This window comes from Brumimicrobium aurantiacum (assembly GCF_003402975.1).
Taxonomy (GTDB): domain Bacteria; phylum Bacteroidota; class Bacteroidia; order Flavobacteriales_D; family Crocinitomicaceae; genus Brumimicrobium; species Brumimicrobium aurantiacum.
The window spans coordinates 22,032-40,144 of the sequence record NZ_QURB01000003.1 but is presented as its reverse complement, the minus strand read 5'-3'; the positions used below and the strand labels follow the sequence as shown (position 1 = coordinate 40,144).

The following is an 18,113-nucleotide window of genomic DNA, read 5'->3' as shown; positions in this document are numbered from 1 at the left end:
ACTCTATTAAAAATCAAATTTAACACCTAATCTTATTGTTCTTGGTTGACTAATGTTATAAGGATTGTTCATATACATACTGTATAAATCTCTATAAGCCTGCTCATCCATTTTACTTTGGATAGTTGATTGCCATTCAGCAGCAGCTAAGTAACCATCGTCATCAACAACACCAGTTGCTCTGTATACATTAAGTACGTTAAACTGATTCAAAAGGTTGGTAACACGTACATAAACATTTAAGAAAGCTCGTTTTTTCTTTTCATTTTCCTTACCAAACTCAAGGTCAAACGTTCTGTCTAACTGTAAATCTAAACGGTAAGTCCAAGGCTTACGAGAACCATTCAAAGTACCAGTTAACTGTGGAGTACCAGAATTAATCGCAGCTGGAGTAATGTTTTTCTGATCTGAATAAGGAGTTCCTGAATTAACTAATGTAATAATGTTTAATCCAGTGTTCTCTAAAATATTTTTATCCTTAATTACTGGACCATTGTAATCTTTTCCTGAACCGTAACGGTAATCAACAGTGAAAGAGAAAGCGTGTCTTTGGTCATAAGAGAAAGGATAAACAACACGTAAATCTGGTTGATTTGAGTTAACAAATGATAAAGATGAACTTGCGTCAGAACCTGTACCTTCAGCAAACTGTAAAGTATAGTTAGCAGTCATTCTTAAATTTCCTGTTCTTCTTAAGTCATATTCTAAAGTTAAACCTTTAACAGTACCGAAGTCACGGTTATCATAAGTTCTGTATGTTACAGGGTATGCTTCAAATACGTTTCTTACTTGAATTTGATCTCTCAACTCACGGTAGAAAGCACTAATTTTTAAAGAAGAAGTACGTGTTAAAACTTGTTGGAATCCGAAAGAGTAGTCAATTGTTTTATCTGGACGCAAGTTTGAATTGTTAATAACAATGTTTCTTGCTGTAATGTATTGATAATCGATTGGATTAAAACGTAGACCTGTTGATGGTCTACTTGTTAAGATATCGTAGTTTGCAAAGAAGTTTGCCTCATCTGAGATTGGGAAAGAGAATGCAATACGTGGCATTACGTTAATTGCAACTTTATAATCTTCAAATGCATCAGCAGATGGAGTTGATTGAGATGGGTTCAACAACCAAGGAGCAATACCTGAAGCACCTCTAATTGTAGAAGGGTCTTGCGTTACTGTACCATCTTGATCATACCAAGTTTCTCCATTTCTAAATCCGTTAATTTGAGTTGGGTTCTCTACATCGTTTACGTAAACTACATAATCATCACCAATACTTTCTGGAATATCAATCCATCCATAAGTATTTGGGTCTTGATCTTTTAATGAACTCGCTTCAGAAGCTGATCTTGCATTATAGAACAAATAAGGATCTTTCAATACTGGTTGGTTAGCATCAAAAACATCAACACGAACCCCAACGTTAAATACGATATCATCGAAGGAGAACTTATCCATAATGTAACCTGAAACATAAGTTGGTTGGAAAGCTCCGATGAAACGTTCATAGTTTCCATTTTCATCTGTTTCTGTAAAGTAGTCATTGATATCAGTATTTCCAGAAACTTTTTCTCCTGTGTGGTCATAACCATAGTAAGAAATAAAGTTACGTCCTGAATTAAACAATTCATCTGGAGAGAACATATCTAAAGTGAACATGTTTGGATCATAACGGTCGATATCAATATAGTCATCACCAGCTGGATCAAGACCTAATGCTTTTCTAAAGTTATAATCGAAGAAATATTGGTCATCGTTTTGTGCTACACCTCCATACTCACCATTTCCAGCGTTAGCAGCATATCCACTGTTTAAACGGTCATAAGTTACACGAGGGTAAGTACCGTAAAAATCATAATTAGGGTTATTTAAATCTAACTCTTCAATGTGACTGTTCATGTATTGACGAGAAATTTCCCAGATTCCAATTGGTCCTGCACCTGCTCTTGAGAAGTAATTACCAGAACCCCATCCACGGTCCCAACGTTGTTCGTACTCAACACCTAAAGAGATATTATGTCCACCAATAACTACAGAAGCAGAACCTGTAATTCTTAACTGCTCATTTTCTCCTTTAAAGAAGCTATTATAAGGTGTACCAATGTTACTCCAAATTCCGTAAACACTAATTGGAGAATCTCCATTTCTTAAACCTCCACCATTATTGATTTGCTCAATATTTTGGTAACTACCTTGTGGATTAGGATTCAATGCATAATATTGACTTGTTATAGCAGATAAAGTTGGATTAATATCTGATGGTGAAAAGTCAACAATCACTGACTCAAAATCATCATGAATTAAACTATCTTCTGCATCATTAAATGAGTATGTTGGTCGGTAAGTTGAATTAAAGTAACCTACATGACCATAGTTAAAGATATTATATTTATGATCTTCATCATAAACCTCTGAAGAAGATTTAGAATAATCTACCATTAAATTATAGTAGAAACTTTTAACTTTTGAACTTGATCCTTCAGTGTCATTTCTAAAACGTTGTGTTAAACGTCCATAAACTCTCCAGTCAAACTGACTTGAATTACCAAAATTATCAAAGTTATATAAAGAATTATCATAACTATATGCTTTACCTCCATTATAATTCATAGAACCACCAAATGTTAAATTCACAGTTGGTCCCGTATTAACATCAATTTTACCAGAAGCAGAGATTGTTCTACGACGGGCATTCATTCTATAAGGTGTTTTTTCGAAAGCATCTTCACGTAGGAAGTCTGAGTTATTAAAATAACCTTGACCATCTGCAGAAGGTCTTAAAGGATTCGCAATCAATTCTTCTCTTACATCCTCTTTAATTCTATAAGAACCATCAGCGAAAGGTCGAGAATCAATTTGATCATTAAACGACGCTGAAATCAAGAATCCTAAGATTGGTTCTGTTTTCTTTCCAGTAGAATCTTTTCTCATTAATAAAGGCCCTGAAACCATTCCTTCTACAAGGTTATATCCAAATTGATCTAATCCAATCACCTTTCCATCATAACCTAATTCGTTTTCTCCATGAAAGTAAAAACCAGATGATACAGCTTCTAAACTACCGAAGTATTGTGCTGATGGCCCTCTTGTTGTAACCGAGATAATACCACCAGTTGCATCCCCATAGTTGGCAGGAACACCACCTGTAATAACCTGCACCTCTTCAAGCGCAGATTTCGGTAAGTTAGAAGAACCACGAACTTTAATACCATCAATATAATAGTAAGAAGCTCCTTCACGAGATCCCCTTACACTAATACCTCCAGAACTTTCTGATTCATTTACACCTCCAACAGTAGAAGCAACTCCACTCGCCGAACGTACAGGAAGTTTAGAAATATCCTCACGTGTAACAGTAGAACCTTGAGCTCCACCATCTTTATTAATCAAAGGAACTTTATAGGCAACAATTTGCACCTCTTCCATTTCTTGAACATCCTCTGGCTTAGTTAATTTTGTTTTATCTAAGAAAGTAATCTTCTCTGCAGAAACAGAAACGTTCTCAATTTTAATAGGTTTGTATTCCTGAGAACGGAACTCAACATCGTAAGATCCTGAAGAAATCGATGGAAATTGGAATTTCCCATCAAAATCAGACTCTGTACCCCCCTTAATTATACCACCTTGATATAAAACAACCTTCACAAAAGGTATTGGCTCATTTGATTCACTATCAAGAACCGATCCTTTGATTGTTCCATTACCAGCCTGCCCAAAAACAGAACCTACTGACAACAAAACACTTAAAAACAAAAAGTAGAATTTACGTATCATAAGTTTTTATTATTTATTCTTACTCAAATTATTCGAAAAGTGTAAATATAGAAAAAATTCATTTAGAAAATTTAACATCTAAGAAAAATTCTGTTTACAAATACACATTTGTCCGAAACAAAGTTAAGTCAATTTATTAAAATTAAATATTTGTTAATTCACAAAGTAAATCGTAAATATACAAGTCTATTGGTTCTTCTCCGAAAACCAACTTGCATACATTCCATAATTATTGGCAATACGCTTCACCTCTCCTTCAAATGTTTTTTCACTTAAAGACTTAATACGTTTAGCAGGAGTTCCAGCGTAAACAGAATTTGATTCTAGTACTGTATTTTCAAGTACAACTGCTCCTGCTGCAATTAGTACATTATCATTAACCACTGCGTTATCCATTACAATAGCGCCCATACCAATTAAAACATTATTTCCGATTTTACATCCGTGTACAATGGCATTATGACCAATAGATACATTGTTTCCTGCGATGGTTTTGGACTTTTCATAAGTACAATGAATTACTGCTCCATCCTGAATATTACAATTTTCTCCAAATTGAATGGTATTCACATCTCCCCTCACAACAGCTGAAAACCATACAGAAGTCCCTTTACCTAATTTAACATCACCAACTATTGTAGCATTTTCTGCTATCCAACAATCTTCAGCGATTTGAGGGGAATACCCTCTACATTCTTTTATTAATGCCATGAATTTAATTTAATATGTTTTGCTTTAACGTTGATATCTAAAATTAAAGAAGCTAGCTCTTCAAAAGTACCAGGATTTTCAGTGGTTAAATAACTTGTTCTTCCTTTTCGAGATAGTAGGTCAGCTAACCATTTATGCCTTTCTAAATACGACATCAATGATTTGGCTACGATATCTCCTTGACTAACCACCTTTATGTGATTAGGAACAAGATCTTCTATAATATTTTGGAGAATTGGATAATGAGTACATCCCAAGAGAATTACATCAGAATTAGGATAAAAACGAAGTACTTTATCAATATCATTTTTAATAAATGCTATTCCTTCGGGAGTGCGGTATTCATTGTTTTCTATCAAAGGAACCCATAATGGACAAGCGTACTGATTTACAAGTGTTTTTGGACTCAGCAAACTAAACTCCTCTATATAAGCATTGGAAGCAATTGTTCCGTTTGTCCCTAAGATAACAATGTTATTGTTCAGACTAAAATCACCAACAATTTCAGCACTTGGTCTGACCACTCCTAAAACTCGTTTTTCTGGATAATCAATTAGCTTTTCTTGTTGAATCCTTCTTAAGGCTTTGGCTGAAGCTGTATTACATGCCAAAACAACCAAGTCACAACCTTTATTAAACAAGGTTTGTACTGCTTCCCAAGTGTATTCAAAAACAACTTCAGAAGAACGAGTTCCATAAGGAGCTCGTGCATTGTCACCTAGGTATAAATAATCATATTCAGGCATTAGTTTCTGAACTTCTTTAAGGACAGTTAAACCACCATAACCTGAATCAAAAAAACCAATTGGACTATAATCGAGCATACTCAAAAATACGCAAAAAAGCCGTTATGAAAACATAACGGCTTAAAGCATTCTCATAAAAGTTTTACTTTCCTTCTGTAGAAGTTGATGTAGCTTCTTTTTCCATCTTTAGCACTTCTTTCACTACAAGTGGAGTAAGGTTTCTACCACCACTATATAGAAGTGAAGACTCATCTACAACATAGTCAATTTTCTCTGCTTTACAAACAGTCTCAACCGCTTTCTGAACTCTTTCAAGAATTGGCGCATTAAGCTCTTGACTTAAAATTTGAATTTGCTCATCTAATTCTTGTTGACGTGTTTGAAATTCTTGAGATTTCTTCATCAATCTTTCTTCCTGAAATTTAAAAGCTGTAGGACTCATTGAACCTTGTTCCTGAGTAAGCTTTTGATAATCAGCTTGCAATTTTTGCTGTGTTTCTTGTAATTCTTTTACTGCACGTTCTTCAAAATTTGCCAATTCCTTCATTGCGCTTTTACGTGAAGGCATAGTATCTAATACTTTCTGCGTATTAACATGTGCCATTGAAGATTGACTAAATGCAGCACCAAAAGTGGTAACCGCCATTAAAAATAATAACATTAATTTTTTCATGATTCTGATCTTGATTTTATTCTATTTATAAATTACTTTCCTTGAATTCCCATTTCACGTAACACCATTTTACTGATATCGTACTTTGGATCTGCAAAGATAAGATTTGATTGGTTTGCTTTATCAAAAACGAAGGCAAAATTTCTATCTGAAGCAACTTTTCCTAATGCTTCAAAAACACGATCTTGAATTGGTTCGATTAACTCTTTTCTTTTTGAAAATAGTTCTCCACTTACTCCAAATCTTTGTTGTTGCATTTCTAAAGCTTCAGATTCCATTTTTTCAATTTCTTCCTCTCTTTTTAACCTTTCTTCTTTAGGTAGAATTGCTTCGACTCTTAAGAATTCTTCTTTTCTCTTTTTGATCTGTTTGTAACGTTCATCAATTTCATTTTGCCATCTTGTTGCATAGGTATTCAATTCTTCTTGTGCTTGATTATACTCTGGCATACTTTCTAGAATATAGTCAGAGTCAATATAACCATACTTCTGACCGATAGAAGCAAAAGATGTACCAAAAACAATTGTCAATATTAAAAATAAGTTTCTCATCGTAGTTTTATTTTTGAATTAAAGCAAAAGTGCCATTATAAATCTCCTAAGTTTTTACCAATAATAAATTGGAAAGTCCCAACAGGTTTACCTGATCTTCTGATTAAATCATTACCACCAGCATACCCGTTACTATGTGGGTCAAATGGATCAATACCCCATCCATAATCAAATCCTAGAAGACCAAACATTGGTAGGTAGATTCTTACACCACCTCCAAAACTTCTTTTGACATTAAAAGGATTGAAAGTATCAAAACCTGTATAAGTATTTCCTGCCTCAGCAAATGCTAACACAAAGAATGTTGCAGAAGGATTCAATGAAATTGGGTATCTTAATTCTAAAGAGTAACGTGCAATTAATGGATCACCAGTCTCTGAAGATAAAGCTTCACTCTCATAACCACGCAATGAAATTAGTTCACGACCATCCAACTGGTTAACTCCTGTTAAACCATTTCCTCCTAAATAGAATCGCTCAAATGGAGTTAATCCTTTTTCTGAACTAAAGCCACCAAGGAATCCAAATCCTACTTTAGGAGACAATATTAATTTTTTATCCGCTGTCAATGGCAAATACCATTCACCCGTTAATTTCATTTTGTAATATTCCGCATACTTATATTTTTCTTGTTCTGAAAGAGAAGAATAATCAGAAATTCCATCAAAACGAGAATAAGGTAAAGTTGTTTTAGCTGTAAAAGATATACGTGATCCACTTTTTGGATAAATCGGTGCATCAATAGAGTTTCTTGCTAGCACATATTTAAATGCAATGTCATTTGAAAAACCATCATCGAATGCAAATGAAGAATAATTTGTGATATCATAGTAACTGTAAGACAATTCGTAATATGCACTAAAGTAATCGTCTGGAATTTTCTTTCTTCTTTGTAAACCAATACCTGCTCCAGAGATTGAAACCTTATTATATAAATCATCGTCTTCATCCAAATAACTACTGTAAGTTTGATGATTTACCCATGTTGTTAATGCATTCGGTTTTTTCCCACCCAACCATGGCTCAGTAAAAGAAAAATTATAAGACTGATAGTACGGTCCATTGGTTTGACCTCTTAAAGATAGCGTCTGACCATCACCTGTAGGTAAAGGTGCCCAAGCTTCTTTATTGAATGTATTTTGAATAGAAAAATTATTAAATGTCAACCCTAAAGTTCCAATAATTGTACCTGCTCCATAACCACCAGAAAGTTCTATTTGGTCGGATGATTTTTCAGTTACAACATACTCTATATCAACCGTTCCATCGGCTGGATTTGGTAAAGGATTAATTTCAAAAGCTTGTTCATCAAAATATCCTAATTGCGCCAATTCACGTTGCGTTCGAATAATGTCATTTCGATTAAACAAATCACCTGGTTTTGTACGAATTTCTCGTCGTATTACATAATCATTGGTTTTATAATTCCCTTTAATAATGATATCCTTAATACGCGCTTCTTTACCTTCCGTCATTCTGATTTCATAATCTATATGATGGTCTTCAACATTAGTTTCTACAGCAAAAACTTGGAAGAACAAATGACCTTTATCCATATATAAAGAGGTAATGTCACGACCATCCATACTTTGGTGCAAACGAGTATCTAGCAATTCTTTATTGTATAAATCGCCGTAACTCAAACCAAGAACAGTATCTAAATAACCAGAAGTATACTTTGAATTTCCAACCCATGTGATATTACCAAAGTAATACTTTTCACCCTCATCAATTGTAATATCAATAATTAGATTTTTTTCATCTAAGGCATAAACAGTGTCGTGTACAATTTTAGCATCACGTAGTCCTATTTTTTTAAATTCTTGCAACAGCAAATTTTTATCACGTGCATACGCTGATTCTGTAAATTTAGAACGCTTGAAGAATCTCCAAAAAGCTTTTTGTTTGGTATCTTTCATTTTACGGCGTAGCTTCCCTTCTTTAACAGATTCCACTCCATAAAAATTTATTTCTGCTATTCGAACAGGCTCTCCTCTATCAATATTTATGATAAATATTTCAGAGTTATTCATTAAGGAATCATTTACACGTTGAATATTTACATCAACATTATAAAATCCTTTTTCTCTGTAATATCCTACTACTTTCGCTCGTGTATTAAAAATTAAATTTTCTGTGATGTTTTTTCCTGAGAATAAATTAATTTCTTCTCTGATATTATCGGCATCTTTTTTCTTCGCTCCTACAAATTTAAAACGTGAAAGCTTTGGTCTTGGTTTTAGATTAATAGATAGATAAGCGATATCTCCTACAGCTTTATCTAATTTTATTTGAACATCAGAGAAAAGTTTTTCCTCCCAAAGGTTACGAATTGCTTTAGAGATATCATCACCAGGAATCACAATTTCTTCTCCTTGTCTTAGACCAGCAATTAGTTTAATCGCTTGATGGTCAAAATTATCAGCTCCATTAATTGAAATGGGTCCAATTTCATAGGTTTTAGGGTTTTCGTAATTTACTTGTTGACCAAATGCAAATTGACTAAAAAGATGTACTACTAATGCGATCGTTAAATATCTCATATTAATTTTTCAGTTGTTCAGATACTTGACCGAAACGTCTTTCTCTATTTTGATAAGCAATTATGGCTTCAAAAAGATTTTCTCTTTTAAAATCAGGCCATAAAATATCTGTAAAGTATAATTCTGAGTATGCAATTTGCCATAACATAAAGTTACTTATTCTACATTCTCCTGAAGTACGTATTAATAATTCTGGATCTGGGACATCATTAATACACAATTCATTTGAAAAGGTATCATCATCGATTTCTTCGGGATTAATTTTTCCCTCTTTTACTTTATTTGCAATTTTCTTAACCGCATCAACAATTTCCCAACGGGCACTATAATTAAGGGCCAAAATTAAATCAAGTGAATCATTAGTTTTAGTAGCTTCCATTGCGGCGTTAAGCTCATTTCTACAAGCGTTTGGCAATCTATTTTTATCACCTATGCTGCGTAGTCGAATATTATTATCGTCTAACTCTTCCACTTCATTTGCTATGGTTTCTACCATCAAATTCATGAGTCCATCTACTTCTTCCTGGGGTCTATTCCAATTTTCAGTAGAAAAAGCATAGAGGGTCAGGTGACGCACACCAGCATCTACACAAGCCTTTAGTACTTCTCGAACAGCTTCTACACCATATGAATGTCCGAATAAGCGAACCTCACCTTGTTGCTTTGCCCATCTCCCATTACCATCCATAATGATTGCAATGTGTTGAGGACATTTTTCAAGATTTATTTTATTTAACAAACTCATAATTATAATAAGACGACGAATTTACAATAACAATTGGAATTTCTACATAAAAACCAAAACAACCTTAACGTAGTTTAACAACTGAATGCTATATATCGCCAACCTTTTTTAAAATAGCAAATTTGACTATTCATAACGACAGAAGCAAAACCCAAGTTATAATAACAAGAAAAGGGAATTGCTTTATACAACTCCCTTTTTCCTAATTTATTATACGTTTAGTCTGCAAGAACAATAATTTTATCATTTTGCATCTCCATTACCCCACCTTTGATTGTCATACGAATAACTCTTGAGTTTGATGAATCTGGTTCAAAAGACCCTGAGAATTCATCAAAATCTGTTTCGTGATTTGACAGATCAACTTTGACTATACCTTCAGTAAGTGAAGAGATAATTGGTGCGTGATTTTTCAATACTTGAAACGCTCCATCAATACCTGGAAAACGAACAGCATCAACTTCACCTTCAAACACTTTTTTTTCTGGTGTTATAACTTCTAACCACATATTTTAATAAGATTTAAGCTTCAGCAAGCATTTTTTCACCTGCTTCAATTACATCGTTAATATCTCCTTTTAAGTTAAAAGCAGCTTCTGGATATTTATCTAGATCACCATCAAGAATCATGTTGAATCCTTTAATTGTATCTTGAATATCTACCAACACACCTTTCAATCCTGTAAATTGCTCAGCAACGTGGAATGGTTGAGACAAGAAACGTTGAACACGACGTGCACGGTGTACGACTAACTTATCTTCTTCAGAAAGTTCGTCCATACCAAGAATCGCAATAATATCTTGCAGCTCTTTATAACGTTGAAGAGTTGACTGAACTCTACGTGCACAAGAATAATGCTCATCTCCTAAAATTGCAGCAGAAAGAATACGTGAAGTAGAATCTAATGGATCAACCGCTGGGTAAATACCTTGTTCAGCAATCTTTCTAGACAATACTGTTGTTGCATCCAAGTGAGCAAATGTGTTTGCTGGTGCAGGGTCAGTTAAATCATCCGCAGGTACATAAACCGCCTGTACAGATGTAATCGAACCATTTTTAGTTGAAGTAATACGCTCTTGCATCGCTCCCATCTCAGTTGCCAACGTTGGTTGGTAACCTACTGCTGATGGCATACGTCCAAGAAGTGCAGACACCTCAGAACCAGCTTGTGTAAATCTAAATATATTATCAACGAAGAATAAGATATCTTTACCAGCACCTTCTCCGTCTCCATCTCTAAAATACTCTGCCAATGTCAATCCTGACAATGCAACACGAGCACGTGCACCTGGAGGCTCATTCATCTGCCCGTAAACGAAAGCAGCTTTTGATTCTTTCAACTCGTTGTGATCAACTTTTGAAAGATCCCAGTTACCTTCTTCCATTGACTTCATGAACTCTTCACCGTAGCAAATAATTCCTGACTCCAACATCTCACGAAGTAAATCGTTACCCTCACGTGTACGCTCACCAACTCCAGCAAATACTGAAAGTCCTTCGTAAGCCTTAGCGATATTATTAATTAATTCTTGTATCAATACAGTCTTACCTACTCCGGCACCACCGAACAAACCAATTTTACCTCCTTTAGAGTATGGCTCTACAAGGTCAATAACCTTGATTCCTGTAAATAAAACTTCAGAAGATGTTGACAAATCTTCAAACTTTGGAGCCTCTCTATGGATTGATCTACCAGTCTCACGGTTGGTTTCTGGCAATCCATCAATAGCACTTCCAACAACGTTAAATAAACGTCCTTTTACTTGGTCTCCGATTGGCATTTGAATAGAATCTCCTGATGAGAGAACCTCCATACCACGAGTAAATCCATCAGTTGTATCCATAGATACAGTTCTAACAGCATTCTCCCCTACGTGAGATTGTACTTCTAAAACGACACTTGTACCATCTGCTCTCGGCACATACAATGCGTCGTAAATATTTGGTAGCTCGACACCCTTTTCGAAGCTTACGTCAACTACAGGACCGATGACCTGTAAAATTTGTCCTTTGATTTCCGACATTATTCTGTCCTTTAAGTTATTCAATTTGGGCGCAAAGATAGATTTATTATTTCATTTTCTAAAGAATAAAAATCTTTTTTTTCCACAATTGAACTAAGTTTGTTAATTAAATTATTTTAAAGTTACTTTTCAATCAGCTAACACTAGTCATGACCACCCGGCTGACAACATGCTGGCAAGGCAGCTTGTGCTTTTTTATTTGCTGTAACATCATCAGCATCATAGCCTAAGTTTGAGATAATCGTTTTCACCTCTGCAAGTGATGTTTTATTTGTATTGTATTTTACTTCAACAATTTTCGTCTCCAAATCCATATTTGAATATACTACTCCTTTTGAGTAATTAAGAGCCTCCTCTATTCTTTCCTTACATTCTCCACATTGGGCATTTGTTTGGATATACGCTACAGGTTTTGCTTCAGTACCTTTCGTATTTGAACAACTTACAAACAAACCAAGCAACATTACGATCATTAAAATTCCATTTTTCATCTTTCTATATATTTAAATTAATTTATTCACCAATACTTATTCTAAATCCTCCATATACATTTACTCCAAAAATTGAGGCGTAAACTCTTGTTGCATCAAATCTCTCCCCAAATGGGTTCTCTGCATCAATAATTGGATTTTCCAATCGATAATCAAGAAGATTTTCCCCTCCGACATACACTTCAAAGCGCTTAAATTTATGTGTAATTTGCCCCGACAACATTGGCACAACTTCACTCATATTATTTTCTGTTAAAGTTCCATCAGGTCGCGTTACTTGCGCCAATCTTTGAGCTCCAAAAACTGACAAAGTCAAATCATACATCCATCTACTATTCCTAGATTCATATGCTAGATTAACAAAACCTCGGTGAGTTGGTACCATTAAAACAGTTTTTAACTCACCCCCCATCGTTGATTTAACATCCAACCACTTATATGCAGCTTTAACTTCAAAACGTTGCAATGGTTCGAACTTAATATCAGTTTGAAAAACATTAGAAAATGACTCACCATCAAGATTTCTCATTCGAATATAATCACTTGATTCATCTCTATCTACAACCAATTGATTTTCAAACATTGTATGATAAAAATCAGCCGTCCAAGTCGCCTTTCGATCAAACAATTTGAAATCCCACAACCAACTAGCACCAAAGTTCCATGAAACTTCTGGATTTATATTATCATCCACAATCCATGGCAAATTTGTAGCCATCAATGATAAGTTATCAGTTACATAGTTAGAAACTCTAAATCCTCTACCAGCAGTTAAACGAACATCCATACGCTCTGTAAGATCATATTTATAATTCGCTCTAGGTGTAAACTGGAAATCATATAGATTATGGTAATCAGCTCTAGCACCAAGCACTAGAATAGAACGCGTCCCTGTATAAGTATATTCTGAAAAAATCCCTGGAACAATTTCCGTTCTATTGAATTGTCTTAATGTGGTATCATTCGGTAATTGATCATCCATCAATTGTTCTAAATCGTCATATACAAAACTTAGCCCTGATTTCAGTTTATGGTTGGTATTCCCTAAAATTGTTTCATACATCGCATTAACGTAACCACGTTTTTCCGTTGCATCTAACTTTCTATTTCCAAAAACAGTGTTCAGCTCATTGTATTTCATGTAATACACGATTCCAATTGAACTAAAAAGGTCTTCTTTAAATAAGAATCCAGTCTTACCAAACAACTCAACATTTGTATTACGTATTCCAACACCATATAATCCTTGCTCATTTTGATTGGTATATCTTTCATATCCTAACTCACCTCCTTTTTGGTCTAAATGACTTGCTTTCACACCAATCTGCCCCCTAAAAAGTTCAGTCGCGTATTTCCATCGATTCATCACGATTATATTCTCACTCAATGGAATATCTCTAAATCCATCATTGTTACGGTCTGATTCTGCCTGAATGGTATTTCCATGCACAAAATATGCTGTACTTAATTTATCATTGATTTTTTTACTTCCATGAACATTTAACTCGGCCCGTCCTTGAATACTTCCATACCCATTCACAAACATACGTTCCATATTGTCTGGCTTCATATATTCGAGATTGATTAGACCCGCCATTGATTCATAACCATTCGTTACGGAACCAGCTCCTTTAGTAATTTGAATGGAAGAAATCCAGGTTCCCGGAACTGACGTTAGACCAAAAGCTTGATCTAGATTATGCATAAAAGGAATATTTTCAAATTGAAGTTGGGTATACCTACCATTCAACCCCATCATTTGAATCCTTTTAGAACCCGACACTCCGTCTGCTAGACTTACATCTACTGTTGCGTTGGTCTCAAAAGATTCAGATAAATTGCAACACGCTGCTTTTCGCAATTCGCCTTGTGTTAAATTCTCTACATTTCGAGGATCAAGTCTTAAGACATTTGAATTATCTCGTTTTGCTTTAATAATTACCTCCTCAGTTACAAATTCTGGATAAAGGGTAATTTTAAAGTTAACTGATTCTGGTTTAGCAATGATTGCTGTATCAGCATAATAACCTGAAGCACGAATAATTAAAGTATCCGGAAGATTCGCTTCAGCTTTTATTGAAAAAGAACCTTTTTCTCCAGTGATATCACCTTCTTTAGCATTTTTCAAAAACACTTCCGCGCCAAATAACGGTTCAGTTGTTTTTCCGTCAATATAGCTTTCTACAGTTCCCTGAATGCTTATTTTCTGTCCAAATGCTAATGCTCCTAGGAACACAGCAAATAAAACTAATATATTTTTCATTTTGATTTTATTTGATTTATAAACTAAAAATTAATTGTCAACGCTAAAAGAGCGTATTAATCGAAATCTTTTAATACTAAATCAAATACATTTGAAAGAGGGAAAGTCTTTTGAGTGTTGTTAAGACTGGTGGTGCCTTGTTGAATATACTGAACTTTTGTCGTTCAATAGCATAAGAAGGGTTATCATGAACAAAGTCACAATCGAAATTTTTAGCGAACTCTATATGAATATCGTTGGTTGCTAGATCTGAATCAATTTGATAGACTTCAACTTTACTTGTACAGCAATCAACATCAATCTTAACTTCATCGTCCGAAGAGGGATTACAACAGTCATGACCAGATTTCACTTCTGGTAAATCATTGGTGTCACATCCATGTTCAACATCCATAAAAACACCATACAACATACCGCCATGATTACAGTAATGTTTATAAACCGTCACTCCAGTTGTACTGATAAGGAATATCCCAACAAAGAGTAAAAGAAATATGTTTTTGCTTTGTTTCACGTTTTCAAATTTAAGAAATATAAAAGTTTAAAAAAAACAAATAACTATGATTTAACAAAACAAACTATATATCAAAGCAGTACACTTGTTTAACTTATGAAGGAAACTTCCTCATTTTTAGAAATAGAATTCTTCATTGGATTTAAACAAAAATCATTTTTTCCTTGTTAACTTTGCAACTTAAAACATAGAATATGTCAAAAATACCAGTTACAATATATGCTGAAATGACACCGAATCCGAATACAATGAAATTCGTTGCCAACAATTATTTAATTGATCCTTCAGCAACTGCAGAATTTAAAAACCAACAAGAAACAAAAGGTTTTTCTCCAATGGCAGATGAATTGTTCAACTTCCCATTTGTAAAAGAGGTATATATTGCAAACAATTTCGTTTCAATTACCAAAGATGATACGCTTGCATGGGATTTTGTAACAACTGAATTACGTGATTACATTCGTAATTATATTTCAGAAGGAAAACAAGTTGTTACTGCGATTCCAGAAGAAAAGCCGGCACCAGAAGTTGAAGACAAAACAATTGATACTTCAAATTATTCACCTTCAGAATTTGATGATGCAATTATTGGTTTATTAGATCAATATGTTAAGCCAGCTGTAGAAGGAGATGGAGGAGCGATTGAATTCAGAAACTTTGACAATGGTGTAGTTAAAGTTGTTTTGAAAGGAGCTTGTTCAGGATGTCCTTCATCAACAAACACATTGAAAGGAGGAATTGAGCAGATTCTTAAACAACACATTCCTGAAGTAAAGGAAGTGGTTGCAGAATCATAACTTTTACCAAGCTTTATTTTGGGGCGTATCGATAAAGTATTAGCCCCAACACCGCAAAGATTATGTTGGGTATCCATACTGCAATAATTGCTGGAAACCCTACATTTTCTGCGGCAACCGAAGTTACTTTCATCGCAAAAATGTAAAGAAACGCCAAAAACAAACCAATGGCAATATTGGCACCTATACCTCCCCTGGTTTTTCGTGAAGAAACAGAAAGTCCGATTAAAGTCAAAACATAAGTTGCAAAAGGAAACGAAGTTCTTTGATGGAGTTCTATTTCATAGAAAGCAATATCTGGAGAACCTTTTTGTCTTTCTAAGTCAATAAAATCATTGATTTCGTTAAACCCCATTGTCTGAACCACCGTTCCTCGTTGGGCCATTTCACTCAGTTTAAAAGGCAATATTGTATCTAAATACTCTCCGCTATTCGGAGGGTAAACCAATTCATCATTTGGATTTCCGATATATCGAATATGATAATCATTTAATCGCCAAACATCAGTACTGTCAGGATTAACAACTTGATTGGCTTTTAAAACAGAAACTAGATTATCGTTTTCATCTCTATTTTCCATCACAAACCCAAGTGCTCTACTTTTATCAGATCGATAAGAATCAAAATACACCACTTTTTTACCCGGATATTCCGCAAAATAATCTGTGACAGTTCTAACATTTCTATAGTAATTCTCTTCAAATTGAAGTCTAACCTTATTCGACTCAGGTAGCACTACATGGTTCAACACTAAAGAAATCAACATTAAAATTGTTGCCCCTATCATATAAGGTCTTAGGATTCTTCTAAACGGTCTTCCACTATTCAGCATAGGAATAATTTCAGTGTTTTGAGCCATTTTAGCAGTAAACCAAATCACAGAAACAAATACGATTAGCGGAGAAAAAAGATTCCCGAAATACACCAAAAAATTGAGGTAATAATCAAAAATGATTGCACGAATAGGCGCTTCTTTTTCAATAAAATCACCCACACGTTCAGCCAAGTCGAACACCATGGCCAAAATCATTATTACTCCCAACATAAAGAAGAAAGTAATTAGATATTTTTTAATGATATATCGATCAAGTATTTTCAGCATAATTCGATTACAGTCTTTGTGCCATTTTTTTCACCATTACATTTTTCCATTCTTTAAAGCTTCCGTCAATAATTCTTTTTCTTGCCTCTTTCATCAACGCTAAATAAAACGCTAAATTATGTATTGATGCAATTTGCAAACCTAAACTTTCTTTCGTTTTTATCAAATGCCTAAGGTAAGCCTTTGTATATACAGTATCGACAGAAGAAGTTCCATTAGGATCAATGGGTGTAAAATCTTTTTCCCATTTCTTATTTTTAATGTTGATTATCCCTTCGCTCGTAAACAACATTCCATGACGTGCATTTCGTGTTGGCATAACACAATCAAACATATCAACACCTAAAGCGATACATTCCAATAAATTCATAGGCGTACCCACCCCCATTAAATAACGTGGTTTTTCTTTCGGTAAAATATCTGTAACAACTTCCGTCATTGCATATAGTTCTTCGGCAGGTTCACCAACTGACAAACCTCCAATGGCATTTCCCAAAGAATCTGTATCTGCAATATATTTTGCAGATTCTTGTCTTAAATCTGTATACACACTTCCTTGTACAATAGGGAATAACGCTTGATCGTAACCATACTTAGGTTGCGTATTGTTCATTTGAGTAAAACAACGATCCAACCAACGATGAGTCATTTTCATTGACCTTTTGGCATATTGATAATCACAAGGATAAGGCGTACATTCGTCAAAAGCCATAATGATATCAGCACCAATTGAGCGTTGAATATCGATAGCTCTTTCTGGCGTAAAGAAATGATATGAACCATCAACATGAGATTGAAACTTCACTCCTTCCTCTGTAATTTTACGAGAACCAGACATTGAATACACTTGGTATCCTCCACTATCTGTTAAAATAGGACGTTTATAATCGATAAACTTATGCAAACCACCTGCAGCTTCAAGAACTTCTGTTCCAGGGCGAAGAAATAAGTGATAGGTATTTCCTAAAATAATTTGAGCATTGATCTCATTCTCTATTTCGTGTTGATGAATTCCTTTAACAGACCCCACAGTACCTACCGGCATAAAAATCGGAGTTTCAATTTCTCCATGATCTGTAACTAACTTTCCAGCGCGTGCTTGAGAGTTTTTATCTTGATGTTTTAATTCGAAGTGCATAAAAATGTTGAAAAATAAAAGCACAAAGATAACGGTATTT

General features: G+C 34.5%; 15 protein-coding genes. 1 reads left to right on the top strand and 14 read right to left on the bottom strand.

The window, feature by feature from the left end; translation table 11 throughout:
• Positions 1 to 6: 6 nt before the first annotated feature.
• The 12 genes from DXU93_RS05975 to DXU93_RS05920 form a co-directional block, all read right to left on the bottom strand.
• Positions 7 to 3,774, bottom strand: coding sequence for a carboxypeptidase regulatory-like domain-containing protein (locus DXU93_RS05975; protein WP_116880368.1), 3,768 nt, complete (start codon positions 3,772 to 3,774; stop codon positions 7 to 9).
• Positions 3,775 to 3,960: 186 nt separating this feature from the next.
• Complete coding sequence (locus DXU93_RS05970) at positions 3,961 to 4,485, bottom strand: gamma carbonic anhydrase family protein (RefSeq protein WP_116880367.1); 525 nt, start codon at positions 4,483 to 4,485, stop codon at positions 3,961 to 3,963.
• On the bottom strand, positions 4,476 to 5,309 hold the full coding sequence (gene murI / locus DXU93_RS05965; protein WP_116880366.1) for a glutamate racemase: 834 nt from the start codon (positions 5,307 to 5,309) through the stop codon (positions 4,476 to 4,478). The genes DXU93_RS05970 and murI overlap by 10 nt, the downstream gene beginning before the upstream one ends.
• A 64-nt stretch (positions 5,310 to 5,373) precedes the next feature.
• Positions 5,374 to 5,904: an OmpH family outer membrane protein gene (locus DXU93_RS05960; RefSeq protein ID WP_116880365.1), complete on the bottom strand. Its 531-nt coding sequence runs from the start codon at positions 5,902 to 5,904 to the stop codon at positions 5,374 to 5,376.
• A 32-nt stretch (positions 5,905 to 5,936) separates the two neighbouring features.
• The gene (locus DXU93_RS05955) at positions 5,937 to 6,455 is read right to left on the bottom strand and encodes an OmpH family outer membrane protein (RefSeq protein WP_116880364.1); all 519 of its coding nucleotides are present in this window, start codon (positions 6,453 to 6,455) and stop codon (positions 5,937 to 5,939) included.
• Positions 6,456 to 6,490: 35 nt separating this feature from the next.
• A complete protein-coding gene (gene bamA, locus DXU93_RS05950; RefSeq protein WP_116880363.1) occupies positions 6,491 to 8,998 on the bottom strand; it encodes an outer membrane protein assembly factor BamA in 2,508 nt (835 codons plus the stop codon).
• Position 8,999: 1 nt separating this feature from the next.
• A complete protein-coding gene (locus DXU93_RS05945; protein WP_116880362.1) occupies positions 9,000 to 9,743 on the bottom strand; it encodes an isoprenyl transferase in 744 nt (247 codons plus the stop codon).
• Between the two features lie 218 nt (positions 9,744 to 9,961).
• Positions 9,962 to 10,252 (bottom strand): F0F1 ATP synthase subunit epsilon, encoded by a 291-nt coding sequence (locus DXU93_RS05940; RefSeq protein WP_116880361.1) that lies wholly within the window; start codon positions 10,250 to 10,252, stop codon positions 9,962 to 9,964.
• A gap of 13 nt (positions 10,253 to 10,265) precedes the next feature.
• The gene (atpD, locus tag DXU93_RS05935; protein WP_116880360.1) at positions 10,266 to 11,768 is read right to left on the bottom strand and encodes a F0F1 ATP synthase subunit beta; all 1,503 of its coding nucleotides are present in this window, start codon (positions 11,766 to 11,768) and stop codon (positions 10,266 to 10,268) included.
• Positions 11,769 to 11,911: 143 nt separating this feature from the next.
• Positions 11,912 to 12,259 carry a heavy-metal-associated domain-containing protein gene (locus DXU93_RS05930; protein WP_116880359.1) on the bottom strand — a complete coding sequence of 116 codons (348 nt, stop codon included), beginning with the start codon at positions 12,257 to 12,259 and terminating at the stop codon, positions 11,912 to 11,914.
• A gap of 22 nt (positions 12,260 to 12,281) precedes the next feature.
• Positions 12,282 to 14,522, bottom strand: a complete 2,241-nt coding sequence (locus DXU93_RS05925; protein ID WP_116880358.1) for a TonB-dependent receptor — start codon at positions 14,520 to 14,522, stop codon at positions 12,282 to 12,284.
• 76 nt (positions 14,523 to 14,598) lie between these two features.
• Positions 14,599 to 15,036 carry an HYC_CC_PP family protein gene (locus tag DXU93_RS05920; protein ID WP_123776057.1) on the bottom strand — a complete coding sequence of 146 codons (438 nt, stop codon included), beginning with the start codon at positions 15,034 to 15,036 and terminating at the stop codon, positions 14,599 to 14,601.
• 194 nt (positions 15,037 to 15,230) lie between these two features.
• Between DXU93_RS05920 and DXU93_RS05915 the strand changes: the two genes are divergently transcribed.
• Complete coding sequence (locus DXU93_RS05915; protein WP_116880356.1) at positions 15,231 to 15,833, top strand: NifU family protein; 603 nt, start codon at positions 15,231 to 15,233, stop codon at positions 15,831 to 15,833.
• A 13-nt stretch (positions 15,834 to 15,846) separates the two neighbouring features.
• Here DXU93_RS05915 and DXU93_RS05910 read toward each other — a convergent pair whose 3' ends face one another.
• Positions 15,847 to 16,935 (bottom strand): LptF/LptG family permease, encoded by a 1,089-nt coding sequence (locus tag DXU93_RS05910; protein WP_116880355.1) that lies wholly within the window; start codon positions 16,933 to 16,935, stop codon positions 15,847 to 15,849.
• Positions 16,936 to 16,942: 7 nt separating this feature from the next.
• Positions 16,943 to 18,073 (bottom strand): tRNA guanosine(34) transglycosylase Tgt, encoded by a 1,131-nt coding sequence (gene tgt, locus DXU93_RS05905; RefSeq protein ID WP_116880354.1) that lies wholly within the window; start codon positions 18,071 to 18,073, stop codon positions 16,943 to 16,945.
• Between the last annotated feature and the right edge of the window lie 40 nt (positions 18,074 to 18,113).